Genomic DNA, 19,642 nt, shown 5'->3' on the forward strand with positions numbered 1-19,642 from the left:
GGCTCAGAGGCGTTCGATAATGGTGGCGATGCCCATGCCACCGCCGACACACAGGGTGGCCAGGCCGTAGCGCTGCTGGCGCACTTCCAGTTCGTCGAGCAAGGTGCCGAGGATGGCGCAACCGGTGGCACCCAGCGGGTGGCCCATGGCGATGGAGCCGCCATTCACGTTGACCCGCGCCGCGTCGATGCCCATGTCCTTGATGAACTTGAGCACCACCGAGGCGAAGGCTTCGTTGACCTCGAACAGGTCGATGTCTTCGACGCGCAACCCAGCCTTGGCCAGGGCCTTGCGCGTAGCGGGCGCGGGGCCGGTGAGCATGATGGTCGGGTCAGTGCTGGTGACCGCCGTGGCGACGATACGCGCACGGGGTTGCAGGCCCAGTTCCCGCCCCTTGGCCTCAGAGCCGATCAACATCAACGCGGCACCATCGACGATGCCGGAGCTGTTGCCCGGTGTGTGCACATGCTGGATGCGCTCCACATGGCTGTAGACCCGCAACGCGGTGGCGTCGAAGCCCATCTGCCCCATCATTTCAAAGCTGGGCTTGAGCTTGCCCAGGCCTTCCAGGGTCGAGTCGCTCCGGATGAATTCGTCATGGTCCAGCAGCACAATGCCGTTCTGGTCCTGCACCGCGATCAGCGATTTGTTGAAGGAACCGTCCGCACGCGCCCTGGCCGCTTTCTGTTGGGAGTGTAGGGCGAAAGTGTCGACGTCCTCACGGGTGAAACCTTCCAGGGTGGCAATCAGGTCCGCGCCGATGCCCTGGGGAGTGAAGTGGCTGTGCATATTGGTCTGCGGGTCGAGTACCCAGGCGCCGCCGTCACTGCCCATGGGCACGCGGGACATGGACTCGACGCCGCCGACTACCACCAGGTCTTCGAAGCCGGAGCGCACTTTCATCGCGCCCAGGTTGACCGCTTCCAGGCCTGAGGCGCAGAAGCGGTTGATCTGCACACCGGCGACGCTGATGTCCCAGTCCGCTACCAAGGCCGCGGTCTTGGCGATGTCAGCGCCTTGGTCGCCTACTGGGGTCACGCAGCCGAGCACGATGTCGTCTACGTGGTGTGTGTCGAGGTCGCTGCGCCGGGCCAGCGCCGTGAGCAGGCCGGCCACCAGGTTTACCGGCTTGACGCTCTGCAAGGCACCGTCGGCCTTGCCTTTGCCACGGGGCGTGCGTATCGCATCAAAGATCAAAGCTTGGGTCATGACGTCCTCGAACCGCTGTGCATGTGTGCCTCTACCTTAGGCCCGATTGACACGGTTTCAATGACGGATGCGCTCATTGCTTTTGACCCCCTCGCTCGGACGAACGGTAGTCTCCTAAGCTAATCGCCGGGTTAATCGTTTTAGCTGTCTAGCCAAGGCATTGGCGCCAAGATGGCGATATGCCTCATGCCTTTTTAAGCTGAAATATTCATTAGCTGATATGAAATGAGTCTAAGCCACGAAGAACGAGGGCTCTAAGGTTGAATCAGTAGGAAGCCACTGCCGGGTTTTGCTGGAGCGGCTGTAAGAAAAGCGACACGTCATCTCGCCATACTGAAATAAAACCGGCACGCATTTGACGCTCAGGAATAACAACAAAAGGCAGTCAGCCATGTTCAAACATTCGAAAGTACGTCAGGCGGGACTCATTCTGTTCGCCACCACACTGATTCTGATCTTGCCCAACTTGACCAAGGTCATTGGGTGACCCCCCAACGCCCACATTCCGTGCCTTCACAGCACCGGGTTTGCAGCTTTTGGCAGCACCTGCCGGGACATTGCGCATAGCGGTCCTGCAGGGGCTGCCTTTTTGCGCGCCAATTTCCGGTATCGTGAGCGCCATCGCCACCTCACACCGGGCCTACCTCTTGAAACCGATCTTCGCCCTCCTCGCCTTGCTGATCGCGCTTCCCGCTTCGGCAGCACAATTGACCATCGAACTCGACCACACCCGCAAGACGTGGCAGACCGCTGACCTGCTCAAGCACCCGCAGGCGCAAACGGTGCAAATTGTCGATGACGTTTCCTACAAGCGCACCATGAGCTATCGCGCAGTGCCCTTGGCCGCGCTCCTACCGGGGCTGAAACCTGAAAGCCACTTGCAGGCCGTTGCCCTGGATGGTTTCGCTGCCGAACTCACCGCTGCGCCGCTGCTGGAAACCCAAGGATCACGCGCCTGGCTGGCGGTGGAGGATCCTGCCCAGCCATGGCCTGCACTGGCGGAAGGCAAACCGAGTGCCGGGCCGTTCTACCTGGTGTGGACTGACCCGCAAGCCGGGCACATCAGCCCTGAGCAGTGGCCGTTCCAGATCTCCGGGATCAAACAGTTGAAGACGATTGCCGAGCGCTTTCCCGCACTGTTGCCGGATCCAAAGCTGGCAGCCAATGACCCGATCAACCAAGGCTTTGTCCTGTTCCAGAAAAATTGCCTGGTTTGCCATCGCCTAAATGGCGCCGGCGACGCGCAGGTGGGGCCGGATTTGAACATTCCGTATAATCCCACTGAGTATTTTGGCGGTGATTTCCTCAAGCGCTATATCCGTGACCCGCAAAGCTTGCGGCATTGGCCGCAGGCGAAAATGCCGGCGTTTACTGCCAGTGTGTTACCGGACGGTGAGCTGGATTTGTTGGTGGGCTACTTGAAGCATATGGCGGGCCGTAAACATCCTCTGTAGGAGCGAGCTTGCTCGCGAAGAACCTTCAGACACCGCGGGCGATCATAAGCGCTGCGTTAGCGATGACGTTTTTCGCGAGCAAGCTCGCTCCTACAGTCATTGCTGCGGCGCCACAAACACCTTGGCATGCATCTGCTCATGCCCCCCGCCACGCCGCATCCCACGCACTGGGCAGGCGTCGAGGTAATCCAGCCCCACCGCCAACTTCAAATGCCGCTCCGGCCGCGCAAGCTGGTTGGTCACGTCAAAGCTGTACCAGGCGTCATCCAGCCAGGCTTCAGCCCAAGCGTGGCTGGCCAGGTGCGTGCTGTCCTCCGAGTACAAATACCCCGACACATACCGCGCTGGAATCCCCAGGCTACGCGCGCACGCCAGGAACGCATGCGTGTGGTCCTGGCAAACGCCTGCGCGGCCAGCGAAGGCCTGGGCGGCGCAGGTGTCGACTTCGGTGGCGCCGGGTGTGTAGACCATCGCCTGGTTGAGCGCGTGCATCAGGTCGATCAACGCGGTGCGATCACGACGTTGATGGCATTGCTGGTCGGCAAAACCGCGCAAGGCTTCGTCAGGTTCGGTCAGGCGGGTGCAACGCAGGAATGGGAATGCCGACTGGTGCTCATGTTCGGCCTCGCGTAGTTCGTCGATATCCACCTGACCACGGGCGCCGATGATGATGGCGTCGTGGGGTTCATCCAGAGTCAGCACATGCAGGATGTTGCCGAACGGGTCCACCTGCGCCCGCACCGGGCGCGGTAGGTCGAGCTGCCAGCTGAGTACGTGCTGGCGTTCGCTGTCGTGGGGCGTCAGGCGCAGATACTGGATGCTGGCACGTACTTGGTCTTCGTAGTGGTAGGTGGTTTCGTGGCTGATGGAGAGTCTCATGCCGCCTCCAGGTAGGAACTGTAGATGGCGTCGCCCAACTGGCGGACCAAGGGGATAAAGTCGGTCAGCCAGGCATGCAGGCCTTCCTCGAGGATTTCATCGATGGCGGTGAAGCGCAGGCGCGCGTCCATCTCGGCGGCCAGGCGCTGGGCCGGTCGACCGTTGAGGCCCGGCAGGCTGGCGAGGATCTGGTCGATCTCTTCGCTGCAGGCACGCAGTGAGCGCGGTACATCGGCGCGCAACAGCAGCAACTCCGCCACTTGCCGCGCGCCGGGGGCATCGCGGTAAATCTCGGTGTAGGCCTCGAACGACGACAGCGCACGCAATAAGGCGCTCCACTGATAGTAGGCATGGGCGGTGCCATCGGTGACGGCTTCGGCGCGATCGCCGGCCATTTCATAGCGGGCGTCCAGCAAGCGCAGCGTGTTGTCGGCACGCTCGATAAAAGTGCCCAGGCGAATGAAGCGAAACGCATCGTTACGCATGATGGTGCCGTAGGTGGCGCCGCGAAACAGATGGGAACGCTCTTTTACCCACTCGCAGAAACGGCTCATGCCATAGCGGCTCAAGCCCTGCTGGGCGATGTCGCGAATATCCAGCCATGTCGCGTTGATGTTTTCCCACATGTCGGCGGTAATTCGCCCACGCACCGCATGGGCGCTGGCCCGCGCAGCGCCGAGACAACTGTAGATGCTGGCCGGGTTGGCGGCATCCAGTGCAAAGAAGTGCAACAGACGTTCTGCGTGCAGTTCGCCGTGGCGTTCGTGGTAATCCTCCAGAGTGCCGGTGATCAACAGCGGCATGGCCAGTTCGTGCAGGCCATCGCCGCGCCCGTCCTGGGGCATCAGCGACAGCGAATAACTGACATCGAGCATGCGCGCGAGGTTTTCCGCGCGTTCCAGGTAGCGCGACATCCAGTACAGGTCCGAGGCAGTTCGACTCAACATGGCATCAGTCCTCCACCACCCAAGTGTCTTTGGTGCCGCCGCCCTGAGACGAGTTGACCACCAGCGAGCCTTCGCGCAACGCCACGCGGGTCAAGCCACCGGGGACCACACGGGTTTCCTTGCCGGACAACACGAACGGACGCAGGTCAATATGACGCGGCGCAATACCGTTTTCGACAAAGGTCGGGCAGGTGGATAAACACAAGGTCGGCTGGGCGATATAGGCGTGGGGCTTGGCCTTGATGCGGGCGCGGAAGGCTTCGATTTCTGCCGCTGTGGACGCCGGGCCCACCAGCATGCCGTAGCCGCCGGAGCCCTGGGTTTCCTTCACCACCAGGTCGGGCAGGTTGGCCAGCACGTGGGACAATTCGTCGGGCTTACGGCACTGGAAGGTCGGAACATTCTTCAAAATCGGTTCTTCATCCAGGTAAAAACGGATCATCTCGGTGACGAAGGGGTACACCGACTTGTCATCCGCCACGCCGGTGCCGATGGCATTGGCCAATACCACATGGCCAGAGCGATAGGCCGCGAGCAGGCCGGGCACGCCGAGCATGGAGTCCGGGTTGAAGGCCAACGGATCGAGGAACGCGTCATCCAGGCGACGGTAGATCACATCCACGGCCTTGGGCCCGTCGGTGGTGCGCATGAAGACGCGATCATCACGCACGAACAGATCGGCGCCCTCCACCAGTTCCACGCCCATTTCTCGGGCGAGAAAGGCATGCTCGAAGAACGCACTGTTGAAGCGACCTGGCGTCAGTACAACCACGCTGGGGTTATCCAGGGAGCTTGAGCTTTTCAGGGTATCCAGCAGCAGATTGGGGTAGTGGTCGATGGGCGCGATGCGCTGGGCAGCGAACAGTTCGGGGAACAGGCGCATCATCATCTTGCGGTCTTCGAGCATGTAGCTGACGCCGCTCGGCGTACGCAAATTGTCTTCGAGCACGTAGTACGTGCCGTCACCATCGCGTACGAGGTCGACGCCGGAGATGTGGGAATAGAGGTCGCGGTGCAGGTCCAGCCCCTGCATCGCCAACTGGTATTGCTCGTTGGCCAGCACCTGTTCAGCAGGAATGATTCCGGCCTTGATGATGCGCTGTTCGTGATACAGGTCGGCGAGAAACATGTTCAGCGCCTTGACCCGCTGGATACAGCCGCGCTCGACAATCCGCCACTCGCTGGCCGGAATGCTGCGCGGGATGGTGTCGAAGGGAATCAGGCGCTCGGTGCCCTGCTCGTCCCCGTACAGCGTGAAGGTGATTCCGGCGCGGTGAAACAGCAGATCGGCTTCACGCCTGCGCTGGGCCAACAGATCATCTGGGGTGTCGGCCAACCAACGGGCGAACTCACGGTAATGAGGCCGGACCTGGCCTGCCCCATCGTACATTTCATCGTAATAAGTGCGGATCATGCCGAACTCCTTGTCACCCGGGCGCTAGAACCATCGCAAGGCCCGTGCCAGCGGCATAAACACTTAAAAATCAGTGAGTTGAATTACAACCAGAATCCAGCCGCACCGTCCTGGTGCGCAGAATGCCCGGTGCATGGCCCGACGCTTCATCGCAATGCGGGCTTTGACTATCAACAGCATAGTCAGAGTTGATTTCACTGCCCGGCCAAGCCTGCGGATAATCGGCCCCATCTGCTGAACAGGACGCGTCCTACAGTTCCAGCGAACCGCTCTTCCCTTTAAGCCACCCTCTTGGGTGGCCTTTTTTTTGGTGCGCAAAAATAGCGCGCAAGTTCCGAATATTTTCCCACGGCACAAACAAAATCGGCCGACCCAAAGGTCAGCCGATACGCTGCGTTTCTCATACTTCAAGCTGCTACATGGGTAACCCACGCACCTCCTGCTTCACGCCCCATCCCTCGATGATCCCGCCCAGCGGCTCGACCACCGCCCCAAAGTCTTGCTCGAAGTCGCCTATGCCGTCGTAGGTAGCGGACATGATCTTGCTCAGCTCCAGGTACCAGGCGCCATCGTCGCGCGCACTGACCTGGGCATTCAGGGATTCCCCACGAAACTCACCCGCAGCCCGGCGCGCACGTTCCTCATCCGGGAAAATGGCGTAGAACTCGATGGGGTGGAAACGCGAGAAGTCGAAACCGCCTTCTTTCATGCGGCGCAGAACGTTGGTGCTGATGTCTTCTTGATAGGCTGTGCTCATGAAAAGTGCTCCTCGAATTGATGGATAGACTTTCCGTGCTTCCCGAAGCCCACGCCTTACTGGCGTGGGAACTACGGCAACAACATCACCGCTGGAAAACAAGCATGTAGCTGACAAGACCAGAACTAGCGATTCATTCGCTGATCTCACTTGCAGAGTAGCGCGAAGCTATCACCTCCACCAGAGGTGCTTGAAGGGTGGACAGGGAATGTTCAGGCGGCGGGAGAGATGTCGAGGATCTGGATACTGTTCTGGTCTTTGAGGATCTTGACCGTAGGCTCGGGCTTGCGGCCCTCAAGGTCATTGAGGTCCAGCTCGGCGGCAACGGGCACCAGCTTGTTGCGAATCATGTGTGCCGCATCTTCGAGGCTGGGCTTCTGCTCGCAGGTGAACTGCTCGACGGACTTCACGCCGTGATCATCAACGAAGGTAATCTGCCACTTTTGCATCGGTGCCTCCTCGATAAAACCCATGTGTAGGCTTACCTCTATCTGGACCTTGGGGGCTCGGCAAACGTTCCACCCATGGCAGGAGACACCTGATCAGCTGCGCTTACTTTTCAGCGTGTTGTTTCAACGCTTTCAAGGTGTTGAACGGCGCATCCACCACGAACTTGTTGGCCAGCCACGAGGGCACGCTGCCGCCTGGTTCGGTGTGCACCTGGTAGGTGACCTCGGTCTGGTTGTCGCCTTTGGGCACCAGTTTCCAGAAACCGTCCACTTGGGCGACACGTACGTAGCCATTTTCTTCAGGCTTGTAGGTCGGCACGCCTTCCAGCTTACGGGTCAACGTGCCGTCGGCCGCCTTGGTGGTGGTGATGTGCAGGTAGGAATCACGATCCGTCACAGGGAACGGGGCTTTGAATTGGGTGTAGGTCCAGCTCTCGTCGCCTTTTTTGTCGACCAGCTTCTGGGACTTGCACTCGTGGATCCAGGCACAGGCACCGGCGACGTCTTCCTGGAGTGCGACGATTTTGGCTACTGGCGCCTTGATCACGGTCACACCGCGATACGCCTTGTATTTGGAGCCGGCAATCTCGCTCAGGGACACCTTGATACCATCTTCGTCCTTGGCGACTTGCCAATCTTCAGCCTGGGCAGTGGCAGCAAACAACACCGTAAAACCGCACAACACAGCCATTCGTTTCAGCGAACCCATTGTTGTATTCCTTATTGTCGAAGTTCCGAAAAAAAGTTCCGATAGTAAAGCCCATCAAGCCGCCGTCATCTGCTCCCACCAGCCGATCAAGCGGATCGCATCGGCCTGGTCGGTGCCGCAGACCTCGAGATCCGCCTTGAAATCACTGCACACTGCCGGGCGCTCCGGCTGGCCGAAAATCTGGCATAACAGTTCGACCGACAGGTGCACGCAGCGAACGCCTGCCGGTTTGCCCTGTGGCATTCCGGGTAATGGCGAACTGATGGAGGGGGCGATGCAGCATGCGCCACAGCCTTCACGGCAATTCATGACCAGCAGGTCCTCGACGACTCAATGTGGATGGCCGGGCTAGAGTACGCCCTAAAACAGCCGTTTTAAAATGGTCTAACAGGGGTTTTTCGCAGAAAACAAAAGTGACTGACCAGTCTCCGACACATGGTCGGCGGTCGACGTCACCTTTGTGGGAAAAGTTTACTGCTTGAACTCGAATTCCAGCGCCGCGCCTTCCACGTCGCGCCGTTCTTCGTTGCGCAACTGCAGCTTCATTTCATTGCTGAGCAAGCGGCCGTTGATCTGGAAGGCGCTGTTGTCGGCGGGCTTCTCGCCAAACATCGGCGGCAACAGTGGCACACTCTTGGGTTTTGGCATGGTGCCGATGGGCTGCAAGTGTCTGACCATGTCGGATGGCAGCGACAGGTCCAACTGTGCCGGTGGCAATTGCGTCTGCGTCACTTCGCGAGACGCCTTGGACTTGCTGGCCGCGCGCTTTTTGGCGGCGGCGGTGGGTTTCTTCACCTCTGGCGCTTTTTTTACAGGGGCAGGCTTTTTCGCGGGGGGCTTCTGCTCGGTACTGGCCGCGGGCTTGGTTTCGCTCACAGGGGCTGCCGCCAGCGCTGTGCCGACGTTGCACAGGCTTAACAAGCCAATCACCAAAACCGCGCGAACAATCAAAGTCATATTGCCTACAGCATTAACGGCAGAGGGCCATATGCTCGCTTGTTGTGCGCGGCATGACAAGCGCGGTGATTAGCGTGCTATAGGATTTGTCCCCTTTCTGAGCGTCACAGTCCGGCTGCCGTCTCCTGGCAGAGCTGGCTCGCCAGCATCCCCAAAGTCATCAGCGCCCGCTCTGCCTCGCGGTTCCACGGCGTACCGCAGTTAAGGCGAATACAGTGGTTGAACTGCTCGGTGTTACTGAAGATCAGCCCCGGCGCGATGCTGATGCCCTGTTGCAGTGCACGCACGTGCAGTTCCTGGGTATTGACCCGCCCGGGCAAACTGACCCACAGGATGAAGCCGCCCGTCGGACGGGTCATCTGCGTGCCTTCCGGGAAGTATTGCTGCACGGCCAGTTGGAAGGCGCTGAGGTTCTTGCGGTACTCCTGGCGGATGTAACGCAGGTGCCGATCGTAGCCGCCGTTTTCCAGGTACGCGGCGACGCCCATCTGGGTCACGCTGCAGGCGGAGTGGGTACTGAACATCTGCAAGCGCTGGATTTCCTGCTGATACTTGCCGGCGATCATCCAGCCGATGCGCACGCCGGGAGACAGCGTCTTGGAAAAGCTGGAGCAATAGATCACCCGATCCAAGCGGTCATAAGCCTTCAAGGCCTTGGTGCGGCCCAGTTCGAACATCAACTCGCCGTAGATATCGTCCTCGACAATCTGGATATCGAAGTCCGACGCCAGGCGCAGCAACTGTTTCTGCCGCTCTTCGGGCATGGTGCCGCCCAGCGGGTTGCTCAGCCGCGTGGTCAGCACCAGCGCCTTGATCGACCACTGGTTGGCCGCCAGTTGCAGGGCTTCCAGGCTCATGCCGGTGGACGGGTCGCTGGGGATCTCAATGACCTTGAGGCCCAACAGGTCAGCCAGTTGCAGCAAACCGTAATAGGTCGGTGACTCTGCGGCAATCAGGTCGCCCGGCCGCGTCAGCACGCGCAGCGACATCTGCAAAGCATCGACGCAACCGTGGGTGATCACCACTTCGGAAGGGTCCACCACCACGCCCGCATCGCGCATGCGGATCGCCACCTGGCGGCGCAGCGGTTCAAAACCGGGGCTGAACATATAGCTGAACGCCCGTGGGCTCTGGAAGCGCGTGACTTTGGCCAGTTGCTGATGCAGCGCGCGTACCGGCAAGTAGTCCACGCTCGGCACGGCGGCACCCAGCGGGAACACCCCTTCGCGGCGCGACTCGCCCAATACCTGCTGAATGATGCTGCTGCGGGTAACCAACCCCGGACGCTCGACCCGTGCAATATCAGGCGTCGGCGCGGTGAGTGCTGGCGTCTGGTGCACGTAATAGCCGGACTGCGGCCGCGCCCGGATCAGCCCCTGGTCTTCCAGGTTGGCGTAGGCCTGCAACACCGTGGCGTGGCTCACGTTCAACTGCGAGCTCATCTTGCGCACCGAAGGCACGCGTTCACCCGGTTGATAGACACCGCGCCGGATATCCTCAGCCAGTTGCTGGGCGATACGTTGGTAAAGCAACAGATTGGTCATGACGCAGCACTCGATTTCACGGGTATTTTATTTTTGTGTGAAACATACCGGCACAGTTTAGAAGTGTACGGGGACAGTTGCCACAATAGTCGAGCGCGGGCGGGAGTGACAGTAAAAACTGTAATGCTAAGGCGCATAAAAAAACCGATCATTGACCGGCTTACGCCACCTGTAGGAGCTGGCTTGCCAGCGATGCAGGCAACTCGGTCTATCAGGTAAACCGAGGTGATGCTATCGCTGGCAAGCCAGCTCCTACAGGTTGATCTGTGTCAGTTGCCTACCGGGCGGCGCCGAGTTGGCCTTTTTCGTCGGAGAAAACGATTTCAACGCGACGATTCTGCGCCCTGCCCCGCTCGGACGCATTGGCCTCCACCGGGTACTGGTCGCCATAACCCTCGACCTGGATGCGTTTTTCGTCGATCCCAAGGTCAACCAGCACATCCGCCACCGACTGCGCGCGGTCACGCGACAGTTTGAGGTTTTCGCGTTCGCCGCCGGTGTTGTCGGCATACCCCTCGATGCGCACCACGCGCTTGGGGTTGAGTTGCAGGAACTGCACGATTTTCAGCACCGTGCGATTGGCCGAGTTTTTTAGCTCTGCTTCACCGGTATCGAACAGCACATCGCCCAAGGTCATCACCAGGCCGCGATCGGTCTGGGTAGTGGCCAGGCTGGCGATCTGTTCTTCAAGCCACTTGCCCTGCTGCTGCACACTGGTCAGCTTGTTTTCCCGCAGGGCCAATTGCAGGCGCTGGCGCTCCAGTTCGAGCTTGACGCGGCGTTCTTCGTTCAGCCCCTGCTCGGTGTGTTCGCGGGCGATGGCGCTGTAACGCTGGCTCAGGTAAGCGTAATGCACCACGTCGGCGCCGCTGCCCCAGTAGCTGGACAAACGGTCGGCACGGGCCAGGGACTCACCGGCGCGGATCACGTCCTTGGGCGCAAAGCGCAACACGTTGGCATCTTCCTTGACCTGCTGGAAGTCGTTGCCCGCCTGTTGCAAGGCCTGCTCGCTGTCGGGATGGCTGGCGCAACCGCCCAACACGGCGGTGCCCAACAGCACCGCACAGCTCAAACTACGGATCATCGGGCTCATTGGGCTTCCCCCAACTGCAATTGCTTGCGCAGGCGGGTAATACGGGTGTTGAGCACGTTCAGTTGTTCCTGGCTCTTGCGCGTCAGCACCTTGGCTTCGGCCAGGCGTGCGTCCAGCTCGGATTGCTCGAAACGCATACGGGCGTTTTTGTAGGATTGGTCGGCCATGCTCGACTTGGCCCGGGCGAACTTGGCTTCGGCCAGTTTCAATTCAGGCGATTCATCCGCGTTGGCCCCCACGGCACTGGCTTGCTCCAGGGCTTGCTGGGTGAGGCGCATTTGTTCATTCGGCGCAGGATCGGCTGCACATCCCGCCAGAGCGACAACGGCGAGGGCCGCGAAAAGAGGTCGAAGAGTCACTGAAAATCCCTACTTTGTTGGGGTGCCGACGGGTTGCTGCAATTGCGCTTTCCAGCGCTCCAGATTGCTCTGCAACGCAGCTTGCGCCACACCGGACGCGGGCAATTCTGTCATCTTTTTGGCCAGCTGTCCGCGTAGCCACGGATCATTGCAGGCCGAGTTATGGGAAATCGCCAGGTACAGACCCGGCTGGTCGATGGGGATATCGCGGGCAACCAGGTCGTTGCTCATGCCCAAGGTCTGCGCCATGGCCATGCCGGAATAACGCCCGGCGAGCACGTAGTCGACTTCACCCAGCAGCAGTTTCTGGAACGCCGGCGTCAGCGACGGCAGGCGTTGCAGGCTCAGTTGCTCACGGGCAAAGGTTTCGAAAGCCGCGCTCAAACGCGCGCGCTCTGACACCGCGCCTTTGTGGCCGTGCAGGTCGGCGGCCGAGGCATAGGCCAGCGCTGAGTCCTTGCGCGTCCACACCAGGTAGTCGAGCTGCACCAGCGCCGGGTGGATGTAGTCGAGGGTTTCCAGCTCGCCCAGGTTCAGCGGTGCGTCGGCAAGGATGTCCATGCGCCCGCTGCGCACTTCCTCCAGGGCCAGGGAACGCTTACCGCCGTAGAGCAGGTCGACTTTCAAGCCGAGGTCTTTGCCCACTTGCTGCAATACATCGGCGGTGGCGCCGATCAGGTGCGTGGGGTCTTGTGGGTCGCGCCACAGCAACGGCGGTGCGTCCGGGCTACCGGTGATCACCAGGCGGTCGCATTTGCCGGCGGCCAACGACAGCGTAGGCAGCAACGTGAGGCCCAGCAGTAGAGCCCAAGCGCGCAATTCCATGGCGTGTGTCTCCAAGTCAAAAAAAAGCCCGGTCACAAGGACCGGGCTCTTTATAAGTGAAGCGACTGGATTAGACCAGCTTCTCCAACTCAGGGACGGCTTCGAACAAGTCCGCCACCAGGCCGTAATCGGCCACCTGGAAGATCGGCGCTTCTTCGTCCTTGTTGATCGCAACGATCACTTTGGAGTCTTTCATACCGGCCAAGTGCTGAATCGCGCCGGAGATACCGACGGCGATGTACAGCTGTGGCGCAACGATCTTGCCGGTCTGGCCGACCTGCATGTCGTTGGGTACGAAACCTGCGTCGACGGCCGCGCGAGAAGCGCCAACCGCAGCGCCCAGCTTGTCGGCCAGGGCGTACAGGTGCTTGAAGTTGTCACCGTTCTGCATGCCACGGCCGCCGGAAACGACGATCTTGGCAGCGGTCAGCTCAGGACGATCCGACTTGGCCAGTTCCTCGCCAACAAAGCTGGAAGTGCCAGCGTTGTGAGCTGCAGCAACGGCTTCAACGGCGGCCGAACCACCTTCGGCGGCAACCGGGTCGAAACCGGTAGCACGCACGGTGATCACTTTGACCGAAGCGTTGGACTGTACGGTAGCGATGGCGTTACCGGCGTAGATCGGGCGCTTGAAGGTGTCGGCGCTTTCAACCGAGATGATCTCGGAGATCTGGTCAACGTCCAGTTGCGCGGCAACGCGTGGCAGGATGTTTTTGCCGTTGGAGGTAGCAGCAGCCAGGATGTGGCTGTAGCCAGCGCCCAGCTCTGCAACCAGCGGAGCCACGTTTTCTGGCAACTGATGCGCGTAGGCGGCGTTGTCAGCGTTCAGGACTTTGCTCACGCCCGCGATTTTCGCAGCGGCTTCAGCCACGGCGCCAGCGCCTTGGCCAGCGACCAGCACGTGAATGTCGCCACCGATTTTAGCGGCGGCAGCCACGGTGTTCAGGGTGGCCGGGGCCAGCACCTTGTTATCGTGTTCGGCGATTACGAGGATAGTCATGATCAGATCACCTTCGCTTCGTTTTTCAGTTTCTCGACCAGTTCGGCCACCGACTTGACCTTGATGCCCGCGCTGCGTGCAGCCGGTGCTTCAACCTTGACGGTCTTGTTGGTGGAGGCGGTGGAAACGCCCAAAGCTTCAGGAGTAACCGACTCAAGCGGCTTCTTCTTGGCTTTCATGATGTTTGGCAGGGACGCGTAGCGCGGCTCGTTCAAACGCAGGTCGGTGGTGACGATGGCTGGCAGCTTCAGGGAAACGGTCTGCGCGCCGCCGTCGATTTCACGGGTTACAGCTACGCTGTCGCCGCTCACTTCGACTTTGGAAGCGAAGGTGCCCTGGCCGTAACCGGTCAGCGCAGCCAGCATCTGGCCAGTCTGGTTATTGTCGCTGTCGATGGCCTGTTTGCCGAGGATCACCAGCTGAGGCTGTTCCTTGTCGACAACGGCTTTGAGCAGCTTGGCCACGGCCAGGGAGGTCAGCTCTTCAGCGGACTCGACCAGGATGGCGCGGTCGGCACCCAGTGCCAGGGCGGTACGCAGCTGCTCTTGAGCAGTGGTAGGGCCGATGGAAACCACGACGATTTCAGTCGCCACGCCTTTCTCTTTCAGGCGGACGGCTTCTTCCACAGCGATTTCGCAGAAAGGGTTCATCGACATCTTGACGTTAGCAAGGTCGACGCCGGAATTGTCCGCCTTGACGCGAACTTTCACGTTGTAATCGACAACGCGTTTGACAGCTACAAGAACCTTCATGGATTCCTCGTTACTCTCCGGTGAAAAGAAAGTCGCCTAGGCGAACCTGGCGGTTGATGCTCATCGGCACACAAGGGCACCTCCAAAAACGCAGGCGGTGACCTTGCTCACGGGAAATGATGACCGTTCGTCAGTGGTGACTGAGAGGTCATTCTTTATCGCAGCGTGTAAACTGCGCGCCATTGGCTGGACGCGCGCCACCTGTCTTGCTTTTGGACGTGCTCTTGAAACCTGCAGTCTGCCTACGGTTAGCGCAAAACCGACCGTATATTGACCGGAACACCTATTCTGGTCAATACGGCAAAATAGCCAGTCATAAGCCGCACCACTTTGATTTACCTAGCCTGCGGGCAATTCAAACAAACGTTTGTATTGGACGCTAGCAGTGGTGTAGATATAATGCGCCACCTAGAGAGAAAGGTGGGTCTTGCCGTTGCCGCAAGACAACACCGAACCTCCACCCATTAGAAAAAAAAGCCTGTTGAGCCTTGAGTAGGAGATAGCCTGTGGAACGCGAATACATGGAATTCGACGTGGTCATCGTCGGCGCTGGCCCGGCGGGACTGTCTGCCGCCTGCCGACTGAAGCAGAAGGCCGCCGAAGCCGGTAAGGAAATCAGCGTCTGCGTGGTCGAGAAAGGCTCCGAAGTCGGCGCGCATATCCTCTCCGGTGCCGTGTTCGAACCACGCGCCCTGAACGAACTGTTCCCGGACTGGAAAGAACTCGGCGCCCCGCTCAACACCCCGGTGGTGCGCGACGACATCTATGTACTGCGCAGCCCCGAAGCCTCCACCAAGGTGCCTGACTTCTTTGTGCCCAAGACCATGCACAATGAAGGCAACTACATCATCTCCCTGGGCAACCTGTGCCGCTGGCTGGCCCAGCAGGCCGAGAACCTGGGCGTGGAAGTCTACCCAGGCTTCGCCGCCCAGGAAGCGCTGTTCGACGAAAACGGCGTGGTGCGCGGGATCATCACCGGCGACCTCGGCGTCGACCGTGAAGGCAACCCGAAAGAAGGCGTCTACACCCCCGGCATGGAACTGCGCGGCAAGTACACGCTGTTCGCCGAAGGTTGCCGTGGCCACATCGGCAAGCAACTGATCCAGCGCTTCAACCTGGACAGCGACGCCGACGCCCAGCACTACGGCATCGGGCTGAAGGAAATCTGGGAAATCGACCCCGCCAAGCACCAACCTGGCCTGGTCGTCCACACTGCTGGTTGGCCGCTGGACATCATGAGCGCCGAAAACACCGGCGGCTCGTTCCTCTATCACCTGGAAAACAACCAAGTGGTGGTCGGTTTGATCGTCGACCTGTCCTACAGCAACACCTTCCTGTCGCCGTTCGATGAGTTCCAGCGCCTCAAGCACCACCCGGTGCTGGCCCAGTACCTGGAAGGCGGCAAGCGCATCAGCTACGGCGCACGCGCCATCTGCAAAGGCGGCCTGAACTCGCTGCCAAAGATGGTCTTCAAGGGCGGCGCGCTGATCGGTTGCGACCTCGGCACCCTGAACTTCGCCAAGATCAAAGGCAGCCATACCGCGATGAAGTCCGGCATGCTCGCCGCCGACGCGGTGGCCGACCGCCTGTTCGCCGAATCCGAAGGCGGTGATGAACTGACCGCTTACGTCGACAGCTTCAAGTCCAGCTGGCTCTACGAAGAACTGTTCGCCAGCCGCAACTTCGGCCCGGCCATGCACAAGTTCGGCCCGATCCTCGGCGCCGGCTTCAACTGGTTCGACCAGAACATCCTGGGCGGCAAAATGCCGTTCACCCTGCACGACACCAAGCCGGACTACGCCTGCCTCAAGCTGGCCAAGGACAGCAAGAAAATCGACTACCCGAAACCCGACGGCAAGCTGAGCTTCGACAAGCTGAGCTCGGTGTTCATCTCCGGTACCAACCACGAAGAAGAGCAACCGTGCCACTTGAAGCTCAAAGACCCGAGCATCCCGATCGGCACCAACCTGCCGCTCTACGATGAACCGGCGCAGCGCTACTGCCCGGCCGGCGTGTATGAAGTGATCACCAAGGAAGACGGCGAGAAGCGCTTCCAGATCAACGCCCAGAACTGCGTGCACTGCAAGACCTGTGACATCAAGGACCCTTCGCAGAACATCACCTGGGTCACGCCGGAAGGCGCGGGTGGGCCGACTTACCCGAATATGTAAGCTCGCGGCTCGAACAAAAAGGCTCCCAAATGGGAGCCTTTTTTATAGCCAACACAACCATACCTGTAGGAGCCGGCTTGCCGGCGATGAGGCCTTCAAGTCCTGCAATGATCTTGCGGGCGCCATCGCCGGCAAGCCGGCTCCTACAGGGTTGGCGTAGGATCAGGCCGCGCGTTCTTCACCGGGATTGCGCAGGAAATAGCGTTTATATTCCCGACTGAACTGCGACGTACTCTGATACCCCACGTTATGCGCCGCCTGCGCCACACCCATGCCGTCCACCAGTAGCAGTTGCTGAGCTTTGAGGAGGCGCAATCGCTTCAAATACTGCACCGGCGATAGCAACGTGCAGCGTTTGAAGTGTTCATGAAACGTCGACGCACTCATGTGCGCATAGCCCGCCAGCGTCTCGATATTCAGCGGCTCGGCGTAATGGGCATGCAGGTGATTCAGCGACGTGGCGATCCGCGAAAACTGCCCCTGTTGTTCCACCAGCGCCCGCAATACATCCGCTTGCGGGCCACGCAATGCGGTGAACAACACTTCCCTGACCCGCGCCGGGCCCATGATCCGGCTTTCCAGCGGATCGTGCAGGCATTCCAACAGCCGCTCGACAGCACCGCGCATTGCGTCATCGAGCATCACCGAGCTCATTGACTCCAGCGTCTGTGCGGTCGGTGGCGGCCCGGCCTGAATGCCCATGGCCATGACCAATTCACCCAGCACCACGCGATCAATGCCAACCGTGACGCCGTACAACGGCGCATCGGACGCCATGGCAAACGTCTCGCATTCGAACGGCACCGGCATCGCCTGGATCAGGTAATGCCCGGCGCCATATTCCAGCGTGCGCGGGCCCAGGTAGGCGACTTTGCTGCCCTGGGCCACGAACATCAGGCTTGGCTCGTAGATCTGCGGCCCACGCGCCACGTCGCAACTGGCGCGCAACACCTGCACGCCGGGCAGGTTCGTCGGCGAGAAACCGTCGCAGGGCGTGAGCCCTTCAATCAAGGCAACCAGCGTGGCGTTGGCGTCGAGATGGCGGGTGAGCAACATGGCAAAAACTTCGCGAAAAGGGGATGAGAGCATCATCGCAGGTCTGGCGTCACATGGATCCAAACACGGGGCACTCCCGGACGAATAGGCATGAGACTCGGAGCAATCGCCATGGCCGCATCAGGACCCGGCGCGGAGAATGCGCCACCTCACCTGTCATTGCTTTTGCGAGGTCTCCCCATGTACACCGCCATCGGTTACGCCGCCCAGTCGGCCACCACTCCCCTCGCCCCCATGTCGTTCCAGCGCCGCAGCCCGCGCGTCGATGACGTGGCGATCGAGATCCTGTACTGCGGCGTCTGCCACTCCGACATCCACCAGGCGCGCAACGAATGGGGCATCGCCGTGTATCCACTGATGCCCGGCCACGAGATCGTCGGCAAGGTCACCGCCGTTGGCGCCAACGTCACCGCGCACAAAATCGGTGATCTGGTCGGCGTGGGCTGCATGGTCGATTCGTGCCGTCACTGCGACGCGTGCCAAGCGGACCTGGAGCAATACTGCCTCGAAGGCCCGACCATGACCTACGCCACCCCGGACCGCGTTGACGGCAGCAACACCATGGGCGGTTACTCCGACAGCATCGTGGTCAGCGAACATTTCGTGGTGAAGATCCCGGCCAAGCTCGACCTGGCCAGCGCCGCGCCGATCCTGTGTGCTGGCATCACCACCTACTCGCCGCTCAAGCACTACGGCGTGAAGGCCGGCGATAAAGTCGGCGTGCTCGGCATGGGCGGCCTGGGCCATATGGGCATCAAGTTTGCCAAGGCCATGGGCGCGGAAGTGACCTTGTTTACCCGCTCGGCGAGCAAGGCCGAAGAAGGCCGTCGCCAGGGCGCCGATCATGTGATCGTGTCCACCGACGAAGCCCAGATGAAAGCCGCCGCCGGGCACTTCGACTTCCTGCTGGACACCATTCCGGTGCAGCACGACCTGAACCCCTACCTCGACGTGCTGCGCTTTGACGGCGTGCACATCCTGGTCGGCCTGATCGAGCCGGTAGACCCGCCCGTCAACGCCGCCAAGCTGGTGCTGGGCCGCAAGGTACTGGCCGGTTCGTTGATCGGCGGCATTGCCGAAACCCAGGAAGTCCTGGATTTCTGCGCCGAGCACGGCATCACCTGCGACATCGAAATGCTCGACATCCGCAATATCAACGAAGCCTACAGCCGCATGATCGCCGGCGACGTGAAGTACCGTTTTGTCATCGACATGGCGACGCTGAAGGCCTGATCAGGCCTTCGCGCCCAACTCCGCTGACAGCCGGGCTGCGACCTGTTTGACCACAGGAATCAGCTCGGCCATTTTCTCCAGCGGCATGTAGGGCACGGTACTGGCGATGCTGATACCGGCGACGATGCGCCGGCTGGCATCGCGCACCGGTGCCGCCACGCAACGGATCGACGGTTCGTTGTCTTCCAGGTCGAACGCATAACCGCCCACCACGTATTCATGCATGCGCTGCTCGAACTGTGCCCATGACTGTTCTGGGTGCTGCGGCCATTGCAGGCTTTTCCCACCCGCTGGCAGGCTGACTTCGTACAGACGTTGCCACTCCGCAACCGTGTCATCCAGCAGCAATGCCTTGCCGATCCCGGTACGCGCCAGCGGCATGCGATGGCCGACCCGTGAGCGCATTTCCGGGCCGTTGCGGCCAGGATTCTTGTGCAGGTACAGCACGTCGTCGTATTCACGGATGGCCAAGTGGATGGTGTCGCCGGTCAGCGCCGACAACTCATCCAGATACGGAATGGCCAAGGTCACCAGCGGCAGCTCTTCGCGTGCCTGAAAACCCAGCTCGATCAACTTCGGCCCCAACAGGTAACCGACCTGCGGCACCACGCGCAGGTAACGCTCTTCCACCAGGCAACTGGCCAGGCGGTGGGTGGTGCTGCGGGTGGTACCGATGCGCTTGGCGATCTCTTTCAGATCCCGCGCACCTGCCGCCACCGCTTGCACCACGCCCAGGCCACGCAGCAGGGTCTGGGTGCCAGTGGGGGCGGCGTCTTTGACGGGGGTGTGGGCGTTTTCCTGCATATCGGGCCTATGTGGTGGTACGAAAACGGC

General features: G+C 60.5%; 20 protein-coding genes. 3 read left to right on the plus strand and 17 right to left on the minus strand.

Annotated features, from left to right (window positions below; all coding sequences use genetic code 11):
* Positions 1 to 3: 3 nt before the first annotated feature.
* Positions 4 to 1,209 (minus strand): acetyl-CoA C-acetyltransferase, encoded by a 1,206-nt coding sequence (locus HX868_RS24135; protein ID WP_177004614.1) that lies wholly within the window; start codon positions 1,207 to 1,209, stop codon positions 4 to 6.
* A gap of 647 nt (positions 1,210 to 1,856) precedes the next feature.
* On the opposite strand from HX868_RS24135, the gene HX868_RS24140 reads away from it, so the two are divergent.
* A complete protein-coding gene (locus tag HX868_RS24140) occupies positions 1,857 to 2,663 on the plus strand; it encodes a c-type cytochrome (protein WP_177004615.1) in 807 nt (268 codons plus the stop codon).
* A gap of 96 nt (positions 2,664 to 2,759) precedes the next feature.
* On the opposite strand, the gene HX868_RS24145 is transcribed toward HX868_RS24140, so the two are convergent.
* The 14 genes from HX868_RS24145 to HX868_RS24210 form a co-directional block, all read right to left on the minus strand.
* Positions 2,760 to 3,542: a transglutaminase family protein gene (locus HX868_RS24145; protein WP_177004616.1), complete on the minus strand. Its 783-nt coding sequence runs from the start codon at positions 3,540 to 3,542 to the stop codon at positions 2,760 to 2,762.
* Positions 3,539 to 4,489, minus strand: a complete 951-nt coding sequence (locus HX868_RS24150; protein WP_016979378.1) for an alpha-E domain-containing protein — start codon at positions 4,487 to 4,489, stop codon at positions 3,539 to 3,541. The genes HX868_RS24145 and HX868_RS24150 overlap by 4 nt, the downstream gene beginning before the upstream one ends.
* Positions 4,490 to 4,493: 4 nt before the next feature.
* A complete protein-coding gene (locus HX868_RS24155; RefSeq protein WP_177004617.1) occupies positions 4,494 to 5,903 on the minus strand; it encodes a circularly permuted type 2 ATP-grasp protein in 1,410 nt (469 codons plus the stop codon).
* Between the two features lie 415 nt (positions 5,904 to 6,318).
* The gene (locus tag HX868_RS24160; protein WP_010208429.1) at positions 6,319 to 6,660 is read right to left on the minus strand and encodes a ribonuclease E inhibitor RraB; all 342 of its coding nucleotides are present in this window, start codon (positions 6,658 to 6,660) and stop codon (positions 6,319 to 6,321) included.
* 212 nt (positions 6,661 to 6,872) lie between these two features.
* On the minus strand, positions 6,873 to 7,109 hold the full coding sequence (locus HX868_RS24165) for a hypothetical protein (RefSeq protein ID WP_025999984.1): 237 nt from the start codon (positions 7,107 to 7,109) through the stop codon (positions 6,873 to 6,875).
* Positions 7,110 to 7,212: 103 nt separating this feature from the next.
* The gene (locus tag HX868_RS24170) at positions 7,213 to 7,818 is read right to left on the minus strand and encodes an START domain-containing protein (RefSeq protein ID WP_177004618.1); all 606 of its coding nucleotides are present in this window, start codon (positions 7,816 to 7,818) and stop codon (positions 7,213 to 7,215) included.
* A 54-nt stretch (positions 7,819 to 7,872) separates the two neighbouring features.
* Positions 7,873 to 8,127: a YkgJ family cysteine cluster protein gene (locus tag HX868_RS24175; RefSeq protein ID WP_016979374.1), complete on the minus strand. Its 255-nt coding sequence runs from the start codon at positions 8,125 to 8,127 to the stop codon at positions 7,873 to 7,875.
* 162 nt (positions 8,128 to 8,289) lie between these two features.
* Complete coding sequence (locus HX868_RS24180) at positions 8,290 to 8,775, minus strand: translation initiation factor 2 (RefSeq protein ID WP_177004619.1); 486 nt, start codon at positions 8,773 to 8,775, stop codon at positions 8,290 to 8,292.
* A 104-nt stretch (positions 8,776 to 8,879) separates the two neighbouring features.
* Positions 8,880 to 10,319, minus strand: coding sequence for an aminotransferase-like domain-containing protein (locus tag HX868_RS24185; RefSeq protein ID WP_015885400.1), 1,440 nt, complete (start codon positions 10,317 to 10,319; stop codon positions 8,880 to 8,882).
* Between the two features lie 277 nt (positions 10,320 to 10,596).
* Entirely contained in the window at positions 10,597 to 11,412 is an 816-nt protein-coding gene (locus HX868_RS24190; RefSeq protein WP_033901243.1) for an OmpA family protein, read from the minus strand.
* Positions 11,409 to 11,771 carry a DUF4398 domain-containing protein gene (locus HX868_RS24195; protein WP_095017278.1) on the minus strand — a complete coding sequence of 121 codons (363 nt, stop codon included), beginning with the start codon at positions 11,769 to 11,771 and terminating at the stop codon, positions 11,409 to 11,411. Before HX868_RS24195 ends, HX868_RS24190 begins: the two co-directional genes overlap by 4 nt.
* A 9-nt stretch (positions 11,772 to 11,780) precedes the next feature.
* On the minus strand, positions 11,781 to 12,596 hold the full coding sequence (locus HX868_RS24200; protein ID WP_177004620.1) for a substrate-binding periplasmic protein: 816 nt from the start codon (positions 12,594 to 12,596) through the stop codon (positions 11,781 to 11,783).
* Positions 12,597 to 12,666: 70 nt separating this feature from the next.
* Positions 12,667 to 13,596 carry an electron transfer flavoprotein subunit alpha/FixB family protein gene (locus tag HX868_RS24205; RefSeq protein WP_177004621.1) on the minus strand — a complete coding sequence of 310 codons (930 nt, stop codon included), beginning with the start codon at positions 13,594 to 13,596 and terminating at the stop codon, positions 12,667 to 12,669.
* Positions 13,597 to 13,598: 2 nt separating this feature from the next.
* On the minus strand, positions 13,599 to 14,348 hold the full coding sequence (locus HX868_RS24210; RefSeq protein ID WP_028617555.1) for an electron transfer flavoprotein subunit beta/FixA family protein: 750 nt from the start codon (positions 14,346 to 14,348) through the stop codon (positions 13,599 to 13,601).
* Positions 14,349 to 14,854: 506 nt separating this feature from the next.
* On the opposite strand from HX868_RS24210, the gene HX868_RS24215 reads away from it, so the two are divergent.
* On the plus strand, positions 14,855 to 16,519 hold the full coding sequence (locus tag HX868_RS24215; RefSeq protein WP_177004622.1) for a 4Fe-4S dicluster domain-containing protein: 1,665 nt from the start codon (positions 14,855 to 14,857) through the stop codon (positions 16,517 to 16,519).
* Positions 16,520 to 16,681: 162 nt separating this feature from the next.
* Here HX868_RS24215 and HX868_RS24220 read toward each other — a convergent pair whose 3' ends face one another.
* Positions 16,682 to 17,575: an AraC family transcriptional regulator gene (locus tag HX868_RS24220; protein WP_177004623.1), complete on the minus strand. Its 894-nt coding sequence runs from the start codon at positions 17,573 to 17,575 to the stop codon at positions 16,682 to 16,684.
* Positions 17,576 to 17,755: 180 nt separating this feature from the next.
* On the opposite strand from HX868_RS24220, the gene HX868_RS24225 reads away from it, so the two are divergent.
* Positions 17,756 to 18,808 (plus strand): NAD(P)-dependent alcohol dehydrogenase, encoded by a 1,053-nt coding sequence (locus tag HX868_RS24225; protein WP_177004624.1) that lies wholly within the window; start codon positions 17,756 to 17,758, stop codon positions 18,806 to 18,808.
* Here HX868_RS24225 and HX868_RS24230 read toward each other — a convergent pair whose 3' ends face one another.
* Complete coding sequence (locus HX868_RS24230; RefSeq protein WP_016979999.1) at positions 18,809 to 19,612, minus strand: IclR family transcriptional regulator; 804 nt, start codon at positions 19,610 to 19,612, stop codon at positions 18,809 to 18,811. It abuts the gene before it with no gap.
* Positions 19,613 to 19,642: the final 30 nt, after the last annotated feature.

Origin of the sequence: Pseudomonas reactans (assembly GCF_013385825.1) — a bacterium.
Lineage (GTDB): Bacteria > Pseudomonadota > Gammaproteobacteria > Pseudomonadales > Pseudomonadaceae > Aquipseudomonas > Aquipseudomonas reactans.